We start from the raw sequence: 15,955 nt of genomic DNA, 5'->3' as shown, positions 1-15,955 counted from the left end.
GGACGGATGAACAGGTTCGACGGAAAGGTCGTGCTGGTCACGGGCGCAAGCTCCGGCATCGGCAAGGCCGCGGCGATCATGCTTGGCGACCGTGGTGCGCACGTCCTGGTCGCCGCGCGCCGGGCGGCGCAGTCCGAGGGCACCGTCGACCATATCCGCGGCGCGGGCGGCGAGGCGACGTTCGTCCAGATGGATGTCGCCGACGCCGCCAGCGTCGCCGCCGGCTTCGACCGTATCCAGTCGTCGTTCGGAAGGCTGGATGCGGCCTTCAACAACGCCGGCATCACCAACGACTTCAAGGCGTTGAGCGACACGACCGATGCGGAGGTCCGCTCGCTGATCGAGACCAACCTCTATGGCACGGTCGAATGCATGCGGCACGAGCTGCGCCTCATGCGGCCGGCCCGCAAGGGCGTAATCTTGAACACCGGCTCCACCGCCAGCATCGCGGGGTCGGGCTATCTCGCGGTCTATGCAGCGACCAAGCATGCGATCGTCGGTCTGACCAAGTCGGCGGCGCTCGAATATGCGAGGGAGGGCATCCGGATAAACTGCCTGTGCCCCGGCGGCGTGAAGACCGAGATCGCCGCCGTCGCCATCGAGCGCGATCCCTCGCTGGAATCCTTCATCGCCAAGAAGGTGCCGTTGCAGCGGATGGCGGACCCAAGCGAAATCGCGGAGGTCGCCTGCTTCCTGCTGTCGGATGCGGCCAGCTTCATGACCGGTTCGGTCGTGCTCGCGGACGGCGGGCAGACAGTGGGGTTCAGCGTCGCACCCGAAGAATGACGCAGAGGACGATGGAGGGAAGTTGATGAGCAGCGCAGCAAGGTTCGTGGACAAGGTGGCGATCGTCACCGGCGCCGCCACCGGCATCGGACGGGCGACGCTCGCCCGGCTGGCGAGCGAGGGCGCGACCCTCCTCGCGGTGGACGTCAACGTGGACGCGCTGGCCGAATCAGCCGATCAGGCACGTAGCGCGGCGGGTCAGGCAGGCCGGGTGGAGACCGTAGTGGCGTCGATCACCGACGAGGCGGCGATCAAAAGCGCTTTCGCCGGGTTCGCGGAACGCCAGGGCAAGCTCGACGTGCTGATCAATGTCGCCGGCGTGCTGCGCGCGGTGCACAGCGTGGAGGAGACGTTGGAGGACTTCGTCCGCATCCTCCAGATCAATCTGGTCGGCACCTTCCTGTGCTGCCGCGAGGCGCTGCCCTATCTCCTCGAATCGAAGGGCAACATCGTGAATACCGCTTCCACCTCGGCTTATTTCGGCCATCCCTACATGGCGGCCTATGCCGCCAGCAAGGGCGGGGTGGCCGCGCTGACTCACACGTTGGGCTGGGAGTATATCAAGCGCGGCGTGCGCGTAAACGCGGTCGCGCCCGGCGGGATCGCCACCCCGATGACCGACGCCATGGGGGCCGGCGGGTTTCCGGAGGGCGCGGACATGTCGCTCTTCGCGCATTTGTCGCGGCCGGATGGGATCTATGGTTCGCCGGAGAATATCGCCAGCATCATCGCGATGATCGCGTCCGAGGACGACGCGTATATGAACGCGGAGGTCGTGCGGGTTGACGGAGGCTATCATGGCTGACGACGGATCGCCGCGGGAACGGCTTTCGCTCGCGAGTATAGCGGATGCCTGAAATCCTCATCATCGGTGCATCGGGTCTGGCCGGTTCGGCGGCGCTCAAGCATTTTGCCGCCAAGCCCGGCTGGAAGGTCACGGCCGTTTCGCGGCGGCGGCCGCTATTCTGTCCCGACCATGTCGAGCATATCCCGCTCGACCTGCTGGACGGTGAGAAATGCGCCGAGATCTTCGCCGCGATGCCGGGCGTGACCCATATCGCTTATTGTGCCGTCAACGAGCAGCAAGGGAACATGATCGCCGGATGGCGCGACCCCGAGCAGTACGCCAGGAACATGGCGATGCTGCGCAACGTGGTCGATCCGATCCTGTCCACCGCGCACGGCTTTCGCCACATCGGGCTCGTCCATGGCTTCAAGGCCTATGGCTCGCATCTCATCGAGCGCACGCCGCCCATGCCCTACAAGGAATCACTCCCGCGCATAGACCAAGAAAATTTCTATCATCAACATGAGGACTATATCCGGGCGAAGCAGCAGGGCGCGTCCTGGGCGTGGACGATTATCCGGCCGGGCATGATCGTCGGCGAGGCGGTGGGCGCGAACATGAACACCTTTCTGGTGCTCGCCCTGTTCGCGGCGCTCCGCAAGGAGGCGGGGCTGCCCCTCCTCGTGCCGGATGGGGCCAGCATGATAACCGATATCGCCGACGCCGACCTTCTCGCGCAGGGGCTCGACTGGGCGGCCGGGGCGGAGAATGCGCGCAACGAGGCGTTCAACCTCGTCAACGGCGACGTCTTTTCGCTGCACGACGCATTTCCCATCGTGGCGGAGGAACTGGCCATGGAGCTGGCCGCGCCCCAGCCGTTCGACATTGCGGAGGAGGTTCGCGCCCTGGCGCATCTCTGGCGCGGCATGGTGCGCAAATACGGGTTGAAAGCGCCTGAGGATCTGGACGCGTTGCTGGGCGAATCGCTTGCGGTGGGGGGCGCCTGGTCCTATCCGCTCGATCCCGCCCATGTCGTCCGTTACGGCCTCTCCAGCACTATCAAGATCCGTCAGGCGGGCTTTCACGACTGCATGGATACGGCGGAGATGTTCCGGAAATATACGCGCCGGTTCCAGCAGCTCAAGATCATCCCGGCCGTCGCCTGACGCGGGATCATGCTGATACGTACCAATATTATGGTCCATCCGGCCCATCTGCCGCCCAATGGGCTGGTAGCCGACGACATTGCGCTGTTTCAACGTGGTTTGGACGAGGTCAGGCGCTTCGTGGCTGTGCGGCTGGGGCTTCGTTAGGAACGGAGAGCCGCATATGGACTTCGAATCGATCCGCGGCATGAGCGGCCTGATGTTTCCAGACGGACCGCGCTGGCGCGATAGGCTCTTCTGGTTCTCGGACATATTGGCAGGGCGAGTCCACGCGATTACGCCGGAGGGCTCTGTCAGAGCAAAATGGCGCGTTGCTCTGGGCGCTGCTAAAGTAGGGCATGAGCCGCTCCAAGCCTGACAATCCGTCCGCTACTTCAACTCGTCGCGCGAGGTGATCCGGCTGGCGGTGATGATGTACGTGCGCTTCCCGCTCAGCCTCAGGAACGTGGAAGACCTGCTCTTCGAGCGCGGTATCGACATCAGCCACGAGACGGTGCGCTACTGATGGAACAGGTTCTGCCCGCTGTTCGCAGGCGACATTCGCCGGCAGCGGATCAGCCGCATGCGGGGATTTCGCCACTGGCGCTGGCACCTCGACGAAATGTACGTCAAGGTGAATGGCGAAATGGTTTATCTATGGCACGCCGTCGATCAGGAAGGCGAGATCCTGGAGAGCTATGCTGCGCTTCCGACAAATCAGGTCGTTACAGAAATTCGCATCCGTACACGCCAACGTCCACAACCACTTCGCACTGGAACGCCACCTCGTCGATCGCCAGACCTATAAGGAAAAACGCTCAGCTGCCTTTGCTGAGTGGCATTCTCTCATGGGCTGATCCCCTACCCTCGCGATCCAAAGTGCATCACGTGGAGAGCAGTTCGCCTTTGTCTGACAGCACCCCACAGACCGATTTCTCCAAGAAAATCATTAACTTAGAGGAAAAGGCAGTGGCGGAGAGGGAGGGATTCGAACCCTCGGTACCGTTGCCGGCACGCCGCATTTCGAGTGCGGTGCATTCGACCACTCTGCCACCTCTCCGCAGAAGGTTCGGCGCGTGCCGTCCCGGTCGAGCGGCGGCCATTAGCGAATGATTTTCACCTTGCCAAGCAGCGGCGAGCATTTTTCTTGTTTCGCACCGCAAGCATCCTAAATTGTGTCACATGAACGACGCGATTCAGATTTTCGGAACCGATGTTACAGCCCCGCCCATCGTCCACGCCGGCTTCAGCATCGGCGATGTCGTGCAGCACCGCCTTTTCGGCTTTCGCGGGGTGGTGTTCGATATCGATCCCGTCTTCGCCAATACGGAAGAATGGTATCAGGCCATTCCCGAGGAGGTCAGGCCGGACAAGCATCAGCCCTTCTACCATCTGCTCGCCGAAAATGGCGAAAGCAGCTATGTCGCCTATGTCAGCCAGCAAAACCTGATCGCGGACGACAGCGAGGAGCCTGTCGATCATCCCGCCATCTCCGGCATGTTCGGCACCTATGCCAACGGCAAATATCAACTCCGCCCCCTGCATCGCCACTAGGGGCCGCCTCCGGGCGGGCCGGGCGCTGATCGGCCTTGCGCTGCTGCTGGGGGCTGGCGGCCTGTTGCACGCGGCCGAACAGGCACCGGCGCTCAAGGTCAATGCCGATCCCGCCTTTCCGTTCTCGCGCGAGATCGAGGCATTTGCCAAGGCCAACGAGGCCGGTCCCGCAATCACGGACGCCACGCTGTTCCTGGGCAGCTCCAGCATTCGCCTGTGGGACATCGGCGGCAGCTTCCCTGACATCGGTGCCATCAACCGGGGCTTCGGCGGCGCGACCACCCCTGATGTCCTGCATTATTACAAGCGCCTGCTGCCCAGGGCGAAGCCGCGTTCCATCCTGGTCTATGTCGGGGAAAATGATCTGGCCGCCGGTGCCAGCCCGGCCGAGGTGGCGAACAATGTGCTGGCCCTGCTCAGGCAGTTGCGCACCGATTATCCCAAGGCGCATATCGCCTATCTGTCCTTGAAGCCCAGCCCCATGCGCTGGACGCTCTGGCCGAAAATGGCGGCGGTCAACATGACCGTGGCGGCGCGGTCGCGGGTAAGCCGTTTCGACTATCTGGATGTTGGCCGCGTATTGCTGGCGCCGGACGGCCTGCCCGACGCATCTCTGTTCCGGCCTGACGGGCTGCACATGAATCCGCGCGGCTACACGCTCTGGACGCGGTTGGTCGACGCCTATCTGGATGCCGCCGTCGCCGGCGACACCAGGGGCGCCGCCTCGTGACGCTTCGCGCGCACTTTCCGATTGATCCACAGCCAAGCAACATTATTACCAGGCATCGGTAAAACAGCCGCAGGCAAGGGGACAGACGAGTGACAAGTGATTCGGCCAAGGCGGCCCCCATGGCGGAGCTGACGCTTCGCGGCGTCATATTGGGCGCGCTCATCACTTTGCTGTTCACGGCCGCCAACGTCTATCTGGGCCTCAAGATCGGACTGACCTTCGCCACCTCCATCCCTGCCGCCGTCATCTCCATGGCCGTGCTGCGGCTGTTCGCGACCGGTACGATCCTGGAAAACAACATCGTCCAGACTATCGCATCGGCGGCCGGCACGCTGTCGGCCATCATCTTCGTTTTGCCGGGCCTGGTCATCATCGGCTGGTGGCAGGGCTTTCCCTATTGGCTGAGCGCCTTCACCATTGCGCTGGGCGGCATATTGGGCGTCATGTATTCCGTGCCGCTGCGCCGCGCACTGGTGACAGGTTCCGACCTGCCCTATCCGGAGGGCGTAGCCGCCGCCGAAGTGCTGAAAGTCGGCGCCGGTTCGCGCGAGGGGCTGGAGGAGAACAAGCGCGGCCTGGCCGCCATCGTCGCCAGCTCCGTCACCGCAGCCGCCTTCGCCATCCTGGCCAAGACCAGGCTGATCGCGGAGGAAGCCGCAACCTTCTTCAAATTCGGCGCGGGCGCGTCCAGCGTTTCCACCAGTTTCTCCATGGCGCTGATCGGCGTCGGGCATCTGGTGGGCCTGTCGGTGGGCATCGCCATGTTCTTCGGCCTGCTGATAAGCTGGGTCGGCCTGGTGCCCTACCTTACCGCCCCTCTTCCGACGGGCGCCGATCTGAGCGAGCTCGTCGGCACCACTTTCCGGATGAAGGCGCGCTTCATCGGTGCCGGCACCATCGGCATCGCCGCCATCTGGACCCTGCTCAAGATATTGGGACCGATCGTCAGCGGCATCCGGTCCGCCATGGCGGCGGCGAAGGTCCGCAAGTCCGGCAATGCCGGCCTGCTCGACCTTAGCGAACGCGATCTTCCCATCGGCGTCGTCGGCGGCACCATCCTCGCTTCGCTGCTGCCGATCGCGGTGCTGCTCTGGATCTTCGCGCAGGGCGGGCCGATCGCGCTCAACCCCCTGCCGATCATCGTGCTGACGCTGGCCTATATCCTGGTGGCGGGCATCGTCATCGCATCGGTCTGCGGCTATATGGCGGGGCTGATCGGCGCATCGAACAGTCCGATTTCCGGCGTCGGCATTCTCGCGGTGCTGGGCGCCTCGCTGATCCTGGCGGCCATCTACGGGTCGGGCGGCGATCCGAAGCAGGCGCAGGCGCTGATCGCCTATGCGCTGTTCGTCACTGCCATCGTCTTCGGCGTCGCAACCATTTCCAACGACAATCTTCAGGATCTGAAGACCGGCCAGCTGGTTGGCGCAACGCCGTGGAAGCAGCAGATCGCGCTGGTGCTGGGCGTGATCTTCGGCGCGCTGGTGATCCCCCCGGTGCTGGACCTGCTGAACAGCGCCTTCGGCTTCGCGGGCGCGCCCGGCGCCAAGGCGACCGCCCTCCCCGCGCCGCAGGCCGCGCTGATCTCCGCCCTGGCGAAGGGCGTGCTGGGCGGCGATCTCGACTGGGGCCTGATCGGCTTCGGCGCGGGCATCGGCGTGGTCGTCGTCGCCATCGACGAACTGCTGGGCAAGGCGGGCAGGCTGCGCCTGCCGCCGCTGGCGGTCGGCATGGGCATTTACCTGCCGATGGCGCTGACCCTGCTGATCCCGGTCGGCGCGGTGATCGGGCATCTCTACAATCGTTGGGCGTTGCGCCAGTCCAGCCCCGAATTTGCCGAGCGCATGGGGGTGCTGATGGCAACCGGCTTCATCGTCGGGGAAAGCCTGTTCGGCGTCGCCTTTGCCGGGATCGTCGCGGCGACGGACAGCGACGCCCCCATGGCGCTGGTGGCGGAGAACCCCTGGGCCGTGCCGCTGTCGGTAATCGCCTTCTTCGGCGTGATCTGGGCGCTTTACGCGCGCCTTCGTCGCTGGGCCAGCGCACCTTTGGGACCAGCCTGACAAACCTCCGACAGGGGCCGAAGGATGAAATGAAGGGGGCCACCTCAGGTGACCCCCTAATTTCTTTATTCCTGAAGCTTCTGCGGATCAGAAGTTGAACCGGATGCCGCCGGTATAACGGCGACCGAAACGTTCCCACTCGATCGTCTGGTTGCTGCTGTTGGGCGCCTGCACGCCGCTTGCGCGCAGCAGGCTGCCCGGATCGGAGAAACGGCGGCCCGGATGGTTGAGCAGGTTCGATGCGTCGAAATAGATCTCGAAATTCCGGGTGATCGCATAGCGCGCCGAGAAGTCCAGTTCGTCGTCCGAATCCCAATAGGTGTCGCCCGCATCGGCCAGGCTACCCACCGTGTCGAGCCATTTGCTGCGGTTCTGATATTGCAGGCGGATCGACAGGCCATATTTCTCGTAATAGCCGCCAATATTGTAGACGAAGTCCGACGTGCCGGGCAGCCGCAGCTTGCGGTTGCCCAGATCGACCTTGCTGTTGTTCAGCGTGATGTTGGCCGAAACGCCAAAGCCGCCCAGGAATTCTGGCAGGCCCAGATCGTCCGTCCATGGCTCAAGCTGCAACTGCGCAGCCGCTTCCAGACCATAAATGCGGCCCGAACCACCATTGACGAGGCCGCTGAACGTATAGCCGGACCGGTCGATGCCGTTGCTGTTGAGCGCGGCCGAATTGAAGGTGCGGGAGGAGGTGTAGAGGAAATCCTCGATCTTCTTGTAGAAGGTGCCGATCATCAGATAGCCCTGCGGACGCAGATACCATTCGAAATAGGCGTCGACGCCATAGGCGCGCTCGGGCTTGATCGCCGGATTGCCGCCCGAGATCGTCTCATTGCTGTCGTTGACGACGACATTGGGCCGCAACTGGTCATAATCGGCGCGCGCCGCACCGCTGTTGAAGGACAGGCGCAGCTTCTTCGTGTCGTCGATATTATAGTTGATGTGCATGCTGGGGAAGGCCAGCGTCTGCGTGGCCTCTGCCGTGACGAGACCGCTGACCCCCGCAATGGTGCCGACGGCTGAACCCCGGTTCTTGATATGCTCGACGCGCACGCCGCCGACCACCGAACCCCAGTCGTAGCGGAAGGTACCCATCAGGTAACCGGCGATGATCTCCTCCCGCACATCGTAATTATTGCCGGTATTCGGCGCGAAGGTATAGGCCGCTTGCGCCGCCTTCGACGCGGCGCGCATCTTGTCCGTGTCGAAATAATGGAAGGTGTAGCCCATCGGGATCTCGCCCAGGAACTTCTGGTCGGTCGAGAACTGGTTATAGTCCGTGGGCAGGACGGTCGCGGCCTGCGCGGCGTTCAGCGTGATCTGCCGTTCGTCCGCGATCTTCGTGCGGCGGTCATATTGGATCCCGGCCTTCAGCGTCGCATGTTCCAGCTCACGCGCCAGAACCAGGCGACCCGTATAGGCCTTGGTCGTGTCCACCGCGTCCAGCACCGTGAAGCCGGAAAGCGGCTTGGTGAAGCTGTCGACGTCCACGACCTGCGCACCGGCGGCATAGCGGGTCGGGCTGGCCAGTTGCAGCGTGCGGTAGAGCGTCAGGCGCGACAGGTTCGGGTCGGAAAAATCATAGGCGACGGTCGGCCGCAGGTTGCGCGTGCCCGGGCTGTCCCAGGTCGCCTCCCCCACGACCGATCGGTCGTCCTTCGATTCGGTATAGTTGCCGACCCAGCTCAGCCTCCAGCCGTCGGCAAATTCATGATCGCCCGCCAGCGTATTGGTGAAGACCGACTGGCGAAAGGCGCGCAGCGTGGAACGCTGGCGGATGTCGATGCCATAGATCGTGCCCTGCTGCGGCGTGTTGCCGATGCAGACGTCGGCATAGCCCGAAGTGGTCGGCGTCGCGTTGGGCGTAATCGTGCAGGCAGCACTGCTGCTCGACAGGTCGGATTCCCTGTCGTCCAGATCGAAGCGGTAATTGTCCCGCGCCTCGTCATCGGTGAAGATGGTATAGATCGACCGCAGCGAGATGGTGTTCCGCGCGTCCGGCTTCCAATCCAGGCGGCCGGAAACCGACCAGTTCTTGCGGGTCAGACGATAGAGCTTGTTTTCGGCTTCATGGGCCCAAAAACGCGTTTCGTTGCCAGGGCGGGCATCCCGGCTGACGCGCTCATAATCGGTCTCGAAATTATCCGTGACCATGTTGCGCTCATAATAGCTGCCCGACAGCAGCACGCCGATCTCACCGATGCCGGTCTGGAAGCGGTCGGAAACGACCAGCGCGCCTTCATATTCCTTCCTGTCGCCCAGTTCGGCAAAGCCAAGGCCGCCCTTCCCCGCCAGATGGAAGCCGTCATAATCGAAGGCCGACCGCGTGATGACGTTGACGTTGCCGGCGACCGTTTCGCCCGGCATGTCGGGCGTCACCGCCTTCGACACGATGATCTTGCCGGCAATGGCCGACGGGATGGAATCGAAACGGGCGTCGCGGCCTTCCGGGCTCACCACGTTGATGCCGTCGAACGACAGGGTGGTCCAGGTCTTGGGCGCGCCGCGCAGATTGATGTAGCGGGCCTGGCCCTGGTCGCGCTCGACGCTGATGCCGGGCAGGCGGCTGGCGGCCTGCGCGATGTTCTGGTCAGGCAGGCGACCGACCGAGTCGGACGCCGCAGCCGTGACCAGCGAGTCGCTGTTTTTCTGGATTTCCAGGGCCGCCGCCTCGGACTCCGCGATCGGGCGGGTGCCGGTGACGACGATCGCTCCCATATCGTCATCCACGGCCGGCGCCTGGGCCATGACCTGAGACGAAGCCAAGGCCCAACCGGCAATGCCGCAGCTCAGCGCGAGACGAACGAACGGTGCGCCGGCGCGCGGCCGGACGAAATCATGTTGCATAGGATCCCCTGTTGAAACGGCCCTTCAAAAAAGGGCCTGGCGGCGCACGTAGAGCGGCGGAAATACAATCCCGTGAAATTATGGTGACAGAACAGTGACATGCCAGGCGCTACTCGCCCTCTTCCGTCACAGCCCCGTCATAAAGTGCGTCCAAGAGGTGCCGCAAACGGGGGCATTCCATGACCAGACAATCCACTGCCGGCCTTTGCGCCGCTTTCCTGCTCGGCGCCTGCGCCAGCGCGGCGCCAGAGCGCCCGCTGATGGAACGCATCGCCAACGCCACGCCGGCCGTCACCGTGACGGCCCGCGGAGAAACCACGCCCGTCGGCACGCCCAATGCCGATGCGGCAGATGATCCGGCGATCTGGCGCAACGCCGCCGATCCGGCGCAGAGCCTGATCGTGGGCACCGACAAGAAGGCGGGCCTTTACGTCTACGCGCTGGATGGGAAGACCCGCGACTTTCTCGACGCGGGCCGGGTCAACAATGTCGATCTGCGCGACGGGGTGATGATCAATGGCCGGAGCGGGATATTGGTCGTCGCGAGTGACCGCAACGACATTGCCCATGCCAGGCTGGCGCTGTTCCGCCTCGATCCCGGCACCGCGAAACTGACGGCGATCGGCAAGGTGGATGCCGGCAAGGGCGAGGCCTATGGCATCTGCCTCTACCGCGCGGCGACGGCGGCCTATGCCTTCATCGTGCTGAAGGACGGCACGGTGAACCAGGTCGCGCTCGACACTTCCGGGGCCACGCCCAAGGGCCGCATCGTGCGGAGCCTGAAGCTTGGCACCCAGTCGGAAGGCTGCGCGGTCGACGACCGCACCGGCATCGCCTATGTGGCGGAGGAGGATGTCGGCCTCTGGCGCTTCGATGCCCGTGCCGACGCCCCCACCACCCTGACCAGGATAGCAGCGGCGGACGGCAGGAACCTCGTCATGGATGCCGAAGGCGTCGCCATCGCGCCAATGGGCGAGAAGGACGGCTATGTCCTGGTCTCCAGCCAGGGGGACAATGCCTATGTCGCCTATCGGCTGTCGGACGACAGCTATGCCGGCCGCTTTCGCGCGGTCGACGGCAGCATTGGCGGGTCGGAGGAAACCGATGGCATCGACCTGATGCTGGGCGATTTCGGACCGGGCTATCCCGGTGGGCTGTTCGTGGCGCAGGACGGTCACAACGCCACGGCGGCGCAGAATTTCAAGCTGGTGGCCTGGGACGACATCGCCAGGGCACTCGACCTGCCCCGTTGATCCGGAAAGTCCCTCCCGTTTCCGGGAGGGACCGTCGGCGCCTATTTCTTCGCGAACCATCCGATCAGCGCGGGCTTCAGCCGCGCCCGGGTTTCGATCCGTGTCTTGATCGCGGCGATGGAGCGATCCACCACCTTGCGCGATTCCGGCGTCAGATATTGGGTGGCATAGGCGTCCAGCTTCGTCACCATCGCCGGATCGGCGGAATTGCCGCCAAGCCGCGCAATCGCCTGGCTGCGCGCCGACACGTCGATCATCGCCTCATATTGCTCGCGATGCGCCAGCACATAGTCGACGGCCAGCATCGGATGCTCGCCGCCCACGGCGGATATGATGGCCGCGCTGGTCGTCTTGCCCGGCTCGTCGGTCATCGCCAGGTCGAGCGCCCTGGCAGCCAGCTTCTCATCCTTGGCCGCGCCCAGCAGGGCGAAGGTGGTGCTCTTTTCGAGGTCCGACTTGGCGCCGTTAGCCATTGCGCGCAGCTTGTCCCAGGTCGCGGCATCGGCATTTTCCGCGATGATGCGGAGCCAGACATTGCGCAGCGGACCATCAAGCGCGGACGGATTGGTCGCCAGCGCAGCGAAACGCTTGTTCGCTTCCGCGACGACCGCCTTGTCGCCCATGCCGCCCAGCGTCGACACCAGGGCCGAGCGCAACACCGGCACCTGGGGATTCTCGCCCGGCTTGGCATCGAATCCGACGCTTGCCAGCACGGGGCTCAGCTTCTTCGACGCATAGGCCGCGACCCGCGCCTGGCTCGCCTTGTCGCTCTCCAGCATGGTGTGGGCACTGTCGAGATAGCCCGGCACCTCCGCCAGCACGGCGGGGCTGGCGGTCGCGGGCACGGCATCGATCAGGTCGAGGGCCAGTCCCATGGGCTGATAGCCGCCGAGGCCCAGCTGGAAATTGTCCGCCATCAGGCCGATCTGGTCCATGGACGTCAATTTGGTGAAGTCCCTGACCAGGGATCTGAGATTCGCTTCCGGATAGAGCGAGCGGTAATAGCCCGTCTGCCCGGCGTTGATCAGATAGGCGCCACAACCCGGCAGCGTCACCTGCGCCGATCCGTTCAGGATCAGCCGCTGCTGCGTCCCGCCGCCCCCTTGGCCGATCGCCTGCGCCATCACCGGCACATTCCATTTGAGCGGCGCCTTGTCCTTCCGGTCACGGCTGAATTCTCCCTGCGACAGTGACAGGATGGTCGATCCGCCCTGACATTGCGCGCTGTCCACCTTGACCAGCGGGATGCCCGGCTGGCTGGTGAAATCATGTGCGATGCCGACCACGCCCTTGGCGCCCGCGCCCTCGACCGCCTTCCACAGGTCGTCGGTCACGGTGTTCCCATAGGCGTGCTGCTTCATATAGGCGCGGATGCCCGAACGCCACGCATCCTCCCCCGCAAAGCCCTCGAGCATGGTGATGACGGCCTCGCCCTTTTCATAGGTGATGTCGTCAAAGGCCTGGTTCACCTCATCGACGGTGTGGATCTTCTGGAGGATCGGGTGGGTCGTCACCAGCGAATCCAGGCTCATCGCCCGCTCGCGGCCATTGACGCGGGACAGCAGCATTTCCCATTCGGGGTTCAGCTTGTCGGTGACCTTGGTCGCCATCCAGCTTGCGAAACCTTCGTTCAGCCAGAGATCATCCCACCAGGCCATGGTGACCAGATCGCCGAACCACTGGTGCGCCATTTCATGGGCGACGATCGAATAGATGGTCCGACGCGTGCTTTCCGACGTGAAGCGCGGATCGACCAGCAAGGCCCGCTCGAAGGTGAAGATCGCGCCCCAATTCTCCATGGCGGAGAAGAACTGGCTCTGCCCCGGCCCCGCGACATTGTCCAGCTTGGGCAAGGGGAAAGGCACGCCGAAATAGTCGTTATAATAAGGCAGGATCGCCGCCGACGCATCGAGCGCGAGTTGCGCCTTGCCGGTGTTGCCCTTGCCGGTGATCACGCCGACTTCGGTTGCGCCGGCCATTTTCGTTGCGCGTTCCAGTTCGCCCAGGCCGAAGAAGAGGAGGTAGGATGACATTTTCGGGCTGGTGCCAAAGGTCACCAGCTTCCTGCCCGACCCGGCATCGGCGCTGCTCTTGACCGGCATGTTGCTGACGGCAAGCTGATCGGCGGGAACGACGGCGCTCAGGTCGAAGGTCGCCTTGTAGCTCGGCTCATCGAAGCTCGGAACGAAGCGACGGGCGTCGGGCGCCTCGAACTGGGTGAAGAGGGCGCGCTTCGCCTTGCCGGCATTGTCGGTATAATCGAGCGCGAACAGGCCGTTCGCCTGCTGGTTGATGACACCTGCATAGTCGATGTCGAGCTTGTAGCTGCCTGGCTGGAGCGGCTTGCCGAAATCGAAGGTGACGGTCTGCGCGGCGGCGTCGATCCGGGCGGTCCCCTTTGCGGCCTTACCCTTTGCCGCCTTGTCGTTCACCGGGGTCAGCGTCACCGAACTTATCGTCAGGTCCGCCGCGTTCAGCACCAGGGCAGGCATCGCCTGAGTCACGGTGACATCGATGGTGGTCCTGCCCGTGAACTTCAGATTGGCCGCATCGGGAGTCACCTCAATCGCATAATGGCTGGGCGCGGCGCCGCGCGGCAGTTGCGTGGTCACACCCGCGGCGGGGCCGGACGGGGCCACCGGCTGCGCCCATGCCGGGACAGCCATGGCCAGCGGCGCGGCCGCCAGCATCAGCGGAAGGATTTTCGAAAAGGACATGAGGTTCGCAACTCCGACAGGTTGGAACGGCGCGGCGAAAGTCGCGCGCCAGGATGTCAGGGGGATCGTCCGTTTCACCTCGTCGGTCAAGCCGGGCGCCCCGCCGCACATGTCGTTGGTCGAAACTTGTTGTTCGTTTGTCAAACAAAAGCGGAGGTGAAGCTTCCTGCCGCCGCGCCGGCAGGAACGCCATTCCCTCCGGGCGCGTTAACCCCGCCCGCGATAACCCGGCACGTCCTGCGGGGGGAGCCACAGCCCCGCCGGCGGCTCGCCCGATTGCCAGAACACGTCGATGGGAATGCCCCCGCGCGGATACCAATAGCCGCCGATGCGCAGCCATATCGGGTTCATCTCCGCGAACAGCCTTTCGCCGATCCCTACCGTGCAATCCTCATGGAAGGCGGCATGGTTGCGAAAGGCGCTGAGGAACAGCTTCAGCGATTTGGATTCGACGATGGTCGCCGCGGGCGCATAGTCGATTACCAGATGCGCGAAATCGGGTTGCCCCGTCACCGGGCAGAGGGACGTGAATTCCGGCGCGGTGAAGCGCACCAGATAGGGCTTCCCCGGACGCGGATTGGGCACATAATCCAGCACGGCCTCTTCGGGACGTGCGGGCAGGGCACTGGTTCGGCCCAGATGAAGTGGAGTCGGCATGTCAGTCATGGCAGGCCATCTACGCCATTGCACGGCAGATGTCATCGTCACGCCTCTCTTGCCTTTCGTTCATGGCGGGTTCACCTGGGCAAATGCCTTGGCTGCCACCCATGGGGTTCCGTTTTTCGCTTCTGCTCGCCGCGCCGCTGCTGCTGGCCGCGCCTGCCTTCGCCCAGCAGGAAAATAGCAGCGATCCGGTCTTCAACCTGCCGCGCACCGCACCGCCGCCGCAGGCCAATCCCAAAGCGCAGGGGCCGGAACTGAACGTGTTCCGCGGCGCGCCCACGCCGGTGACGCCGCCGGTGGTCGTGACGCCAACGATCCAGCTTCCGCCCATCGCTGTCCCGGCACCGGCTCAACCCCAGACACAGACACAACCGCAGCCGCAGCCGCAAAGCCAGCCCAACCAGCGTCCCACCGGGGCAGCGCGCACGCCGCAACCCGCGCCGCAAAGTGGGACCCCGGCCGAAGGCCCAGCCCGCAGCGAAGCACCTCCTCCATCGTCGCCGGCCCCATCATCGCCGGTCGACAATCAAGGCCCTCCCCCCGCCGCCAATGACGCGGCGCCCAGCCCGCCGCCTGCCCAGCCCGCCGTCGTGCAGCAGCCCGCGCCCGCATGGCCGTGGATCGCCGCGGCAGCGGGGGTCGCCATCCTGCTGATCGGGGCCTTTTTCTGGCTGCGTCGCCGCAAGGAAGACGCGGTGGAGGACCAGCCGCACGAAGCCGAAACGGCACCGCCGTCCATGCCGGCTCCACCCCAGCCCCAGCCCCAGCCCCAGCCCCAGCCCCAGCCCCAGCCCAGGGCGGTACCTGCGTCGCCCAAACCAGCAACCGCGCAGGCTACCGCACCGGCAACCAGCGACCGGCCATGGATCGAACTTGCCATGGAAGTGCAGGCCGCCCGCCTGACATTATTGGGCGCGACCATCGGCTATCGGCTGATGCTCCACAATCGCGGCAACCGTGCGGCGGAGGATATTCTGGTCCGCAGCCTGATCACCAATGCCGATCCACAGCAGCAGCAGGCTCTTTTCCAGCCCTTCTTCGCAGGTGAAACCGGCCTTCCGGTTCATTCGGTCGTGTCGATCGCGCCGGGCGAGACTCAGGCGCTCATCGGGGAAATGCGGCTCGACGCGCAGGCGATCGCCGCGATCCCCATGGGCGAGCGGGCGCTGCTGATCCCCTTGATCGCCTTCGACGCGCATTATCGCTGGACGGGCGCCAATACGAGTGACAGTGAAGGCGCCGGACGCACCGGGCGCGTCTTCATCATCGGGGAAGAACGATCGCCGCCGGTCGAACGCCTATCCCCCTTCCGGCTGGATCTTGGCCCGCGCCAATATCCTGCCCCCGGCAGCCGCGCGACCGCGCTCAGCCTCTCCAGTTAAGGTGAACGGCCCTTCCCACCTC

The 15,955-nt window shown here is 64.5% G+C and carries 12 protein-coding genes, 1 tRNA gene and 1 pseudogene; 10 read left to right on the top strand and 4 right to left on the bottom strand.

Features of this window, described 5'->3' with window-relative positions; translation table 11 throughout:
• Nucleotides 1-6 precede the first annotated feature (6 nt).
• From MRBLMC3_RS19135 to MRBLMC3_RS19115, 5 genes and pseudogenes are all read left to right on the top strand, one after another.
• Complete coding sequence (locus tag MRBLMC3_RS19135; protein ID WP_363831384.1) at nucleotides 7-786, top strand: SDR family NAD(P)-dependent oxidoreductase; 780 nt, start codon at nucleotides 7-9, stop codon at nucleotides 784-786.
• Between the two features lie 25 nt (nucleotides 787-811).
• Nucleotides 812-1,591 carry an SDR family NAD(P)-dependent oxidoreductase gene (locus MRBLMC3_RS19130; RefSeq protein ID WP_363831381.1) on the top strand — a complete coding sequence of 260 codons (780 nt, stop codon included), beginning with the start codon at nucleotides 812-814 and terminating at the stop codon, nucleotides 1,589-1,591.
• 44 nt (nucleotides 1,592-1,635) lie between these two features.
• The gene (locus MRBLMC3_RS19125) at nucleotides 1,636-2,739 is read left to right on the top strand and encodes an NAD-dependent epimerase/dehydratase family protein (protein WP_363831378.1); all 1,104 of its coding nucleotides are present in this window, start codon (nucleotides 1,636-1,638) and stop codon (nucleotides 2,737-2,739) included.
• 9 nt (nucleotides 2,740-2,748) lie between these two features.
• Nucleotides 2,749-2,886: a hypothetical protein gene (locus MRBLMC3_RS19120; protein WP_363752887.1), complete on the top strand. Its 138-nt coding sequence runs from the start codon at nucleotides 2,749-2,751 to the stop codon at nucleotides 2,884-2,886.
• A gap of 262 nt (nucleotides 2,887-3,148) precedes the next feature.
• A pseudogene (locus MRBLMC3_RS19115) lies at nucleotides 3,149-3,575 on the top strand (DDE-type integrase/transposase/recombinase).
• A 113-nt stretch (nucleotides 3,576-3,688) separates the two neighbouring features.
• Here the strand turns inward: MRBLMC3_RS19115 and MRBLMC3_RS19110 are convergent.
• Nucleotides 3,689-3,778 (bottom strand) — tRNA-Ser (locus MRBLMC3_RS19110).
• 122 nt (nucleotides 3,779-3,900) lie between these two features.
• Between MRBLMC3_RS19110 and hspQ the strand changes: the two genes are divergently transcribed.
• The 3 genes from hspQ (at nucleotide 3,901) to MRBLMC3_RS19095 (ending at nucleotide 7,065) form a co-directional block, all read left to right on the top strand.
• A complete protein-coding gene (gene hspQ / locus MRBLMC3_RS19105; protein ID WP_133653889.1) occupies nucleotides 3,901-4,272 on the top strand; it encodes a heat shock protein HspQ in 372 nt (123 codons plus the stop codon).
• Nucleotides 4,229-5,002, top strand: a complete 774-nt coding sequence (locus MRBLMC3_RS19100; RefSeq protein WP_363831375.1) for a GDSL-type esterase/lipase family protein — start codon at nucleotides 4,229-4,231, stop codon at nucleotides 5,000-5,002. Before hspQ ends, MRBLMC3_RS19100 begins: the two co-directional genes overlap by 44 nt.
• Before the next feature lie 119 nt (nucleotides 5,003-5,121).
• On the top strand, nucleotides 5,122-7,065 hold the full coding sequence (locus tag MRBLMC3_RS19095; protein WP_414714673.1) for an OPT family oligopeptide transporter: 1,944 nt from the start codon (nucleotides 5,122-5,124) through the stop codon (nucleotides 7,063-7,065).
• An 87-nt stretch (nucleotides 7,066-7,152) separates the two neighbouring features.
• Here MRBLMC3_RS19095 and MRBLMC3_RS19090 read toward each other — a convergent pair whose 3' ends face one another.
• Nucleotides 7,153-9,918 carry a TonB-dependent receptor gene (locus MRBLMC3_RS19090; protein ID WP_363831369.1) on the bottom strand — a complete coding sequence of 922 codons (2,766 nt, stop codon included), beginning with the start codon at nucleotides 9,916-9,918 and terminating at the stop codon, nucleotides 7,153-7,155.
• A gap of 179 nt (nucleotides 9,919-10,097) precedes the next feature.
• Here MRBLMC3_RS19090 and MRBLMC3_RS19085 point away from each other — a divergent pair, with 179 nt between their 5' ends.
• Nucleotides 10,098-11,171, top strand: coding sequence for a phytase (locus MRBLMC3_RS19085; protein ID WP_363831366.1), 1,074 nt, complete (start codon nucleotides 10,098-10,100; stop codon nucleotides 11,169-11,171).
• Between the two features lie 41 nt (nucleotides 11,172-11,212).
• Here the strand turns inward: MRBLMC3_RS19085 and MRBLMC3_RS19080 are convergent, their stop codons facing one another.
• Both MRBLMC3_RS19080 and queF read right to left on the bottom strand, forming a co-directional pair.
• The gene (locus tag MRBLMC3_RS19080) at nucleotides 11,213-13,888 is read right to left on the bottom strand and encodes a M1 family metallopeptidase (RefSeq protein ID WP_363831363.1); all 2,676 of its coding nucleotides are present in this window, start codon (nucleotides 13,886-13,888) and stop codon (nucleotides 11,213-11,215) included.
• A gap of 207 nt (nucleotides 13,889-14,095) precedes the next feature.
• A complete protein-coding gene (gene queF / locus MRBLMC3_RS19075) occupies nucleotides 14,096-14,554 on the bottom strand; it encodes a preQ(1) synthase (protein WP_133653895.1) in 459 nt (152 codons plus the stop codon).
• Nucleotides 14,555-14,655: 101 nt separating this feature from the next.
• Between queF and MRBLMC3_RS19070 the strand changes: the two genes are divergently transcribed.
• Nucleotides 14,656-15,933: a hypothetical protein gene (locus MRBLMC3_RS19070; protein ID WP_363831360.1), complete on the top strand. Its 1,278-nt coding sequence runs from the start codon at nucleotides 14,656-14,658 to the stop codon at nucleotides 15,931-15,933.
• Nucleotides 15,934-15,955: the final 22 nt, after the last annotated feature.

Origin of the sequence: Sphingobium sp. LMC3-1-1.1, from assembly GCF_040676285.1 — a bacterium.
Lineage (GTDB): Bacteria > Pseudomonadota > Alphaproteobacteria > Sphingomonadales > Sphingomonadaceae > Sphingobium.
This window is presented reverse-complemented; position numbering and strand designations above follow the sequence as displayed.

Excerpts from the sequence above, each read along its gene's own strand:
- MRBLMC3_RS19135 (WP_363831384.1), top strand. The coding sequence starts at position 7 with ATGAACAGGTTCGACGGAAAGGTCGTGCTGGTCACGGGCGCAAGCTCC.
- MRBLMC3_RS19130 (WP_363831381.1), top strand. The coding sequence starts at position 812 with ATGAGCAGCGCAGCAAGGTTCGTGGACAAGGTGGCGATCGTCACCGGC.
- MRBLMC3_RS19125 (WP_363831378.1), top strand. The coding sequence starts at position 1,636 with ATGCCTGAAATCCTCATCATCGGTGCATCGGGTCTGGCCGGTTCGGCG.
- MRBLMC3_RS19120 (WP_363752887.1), top strand. The coding sequence starts at position 2,749 with ATGCTGATACGTACCAATATTATGGTCCATCCGGCCCATCTGCCGCCC.
- hspQ (WP_133653889.1), top strand. The coding sequence starts at position 3,901 with ATGAACGACGCGATTCAGATTTTCGGAACCGATGTTACAGCCCCGCCC.
- MRBLMC3_RS19100 (WP_363831375.1), top strand. The coding sequence starts at position 4,229 with ATGCCAACGGCAAATATCAACTCCGCCCCCTGCATCGCCACTAGGGGC.
- MRBLMC3_RS19095 (WP_414714673.1), top strand. The coding sequence starts at position 5,122 with ATGGCGGAGCTGACGCTTCGCGGCGTCATATTGGGCGCGCTCATCACT.
- MRBLMC3_RS19090 (WP_363831369.1), bottom strand. The coding sequence starts at position 9,918 with ATGCAACATGATTTCGTCCGGCCGCGCGCCGGCGCACCGTTCGTTCGT.
- MRBLMC3_RS19085 (WP_363831366.1), top strand. The coding sequence starts at position 10,098 with ATGACCAGACAATCCACTGCCGGCCTTTGCGCCGCTTTCCTGCTCGGC.
- MRBLMC3_RS19080 (WP_363831363.1), bottom strand. The coding sequence starts at position 13,888 with ATGTCCTTTTCGAAAATCCTTCCGCTGATGCTGGCGGCCGCGCCGCTG.
- queF (WP_133653895.1), bottom strand. The coding sequence starts at position 14,554 with ATGACTGACATGCCGACTCCACTTCATCTGGGCCGAACCAGTGCCCTG.
- MRBLMC3_RS19070 (WP_363831360.1), top strand. The coding sequence starts at position 14,656 with ATGGGGTTCCGTTTTTCGCTTCTGCTCGCCGCGCCGCTGCTGCTGGCC.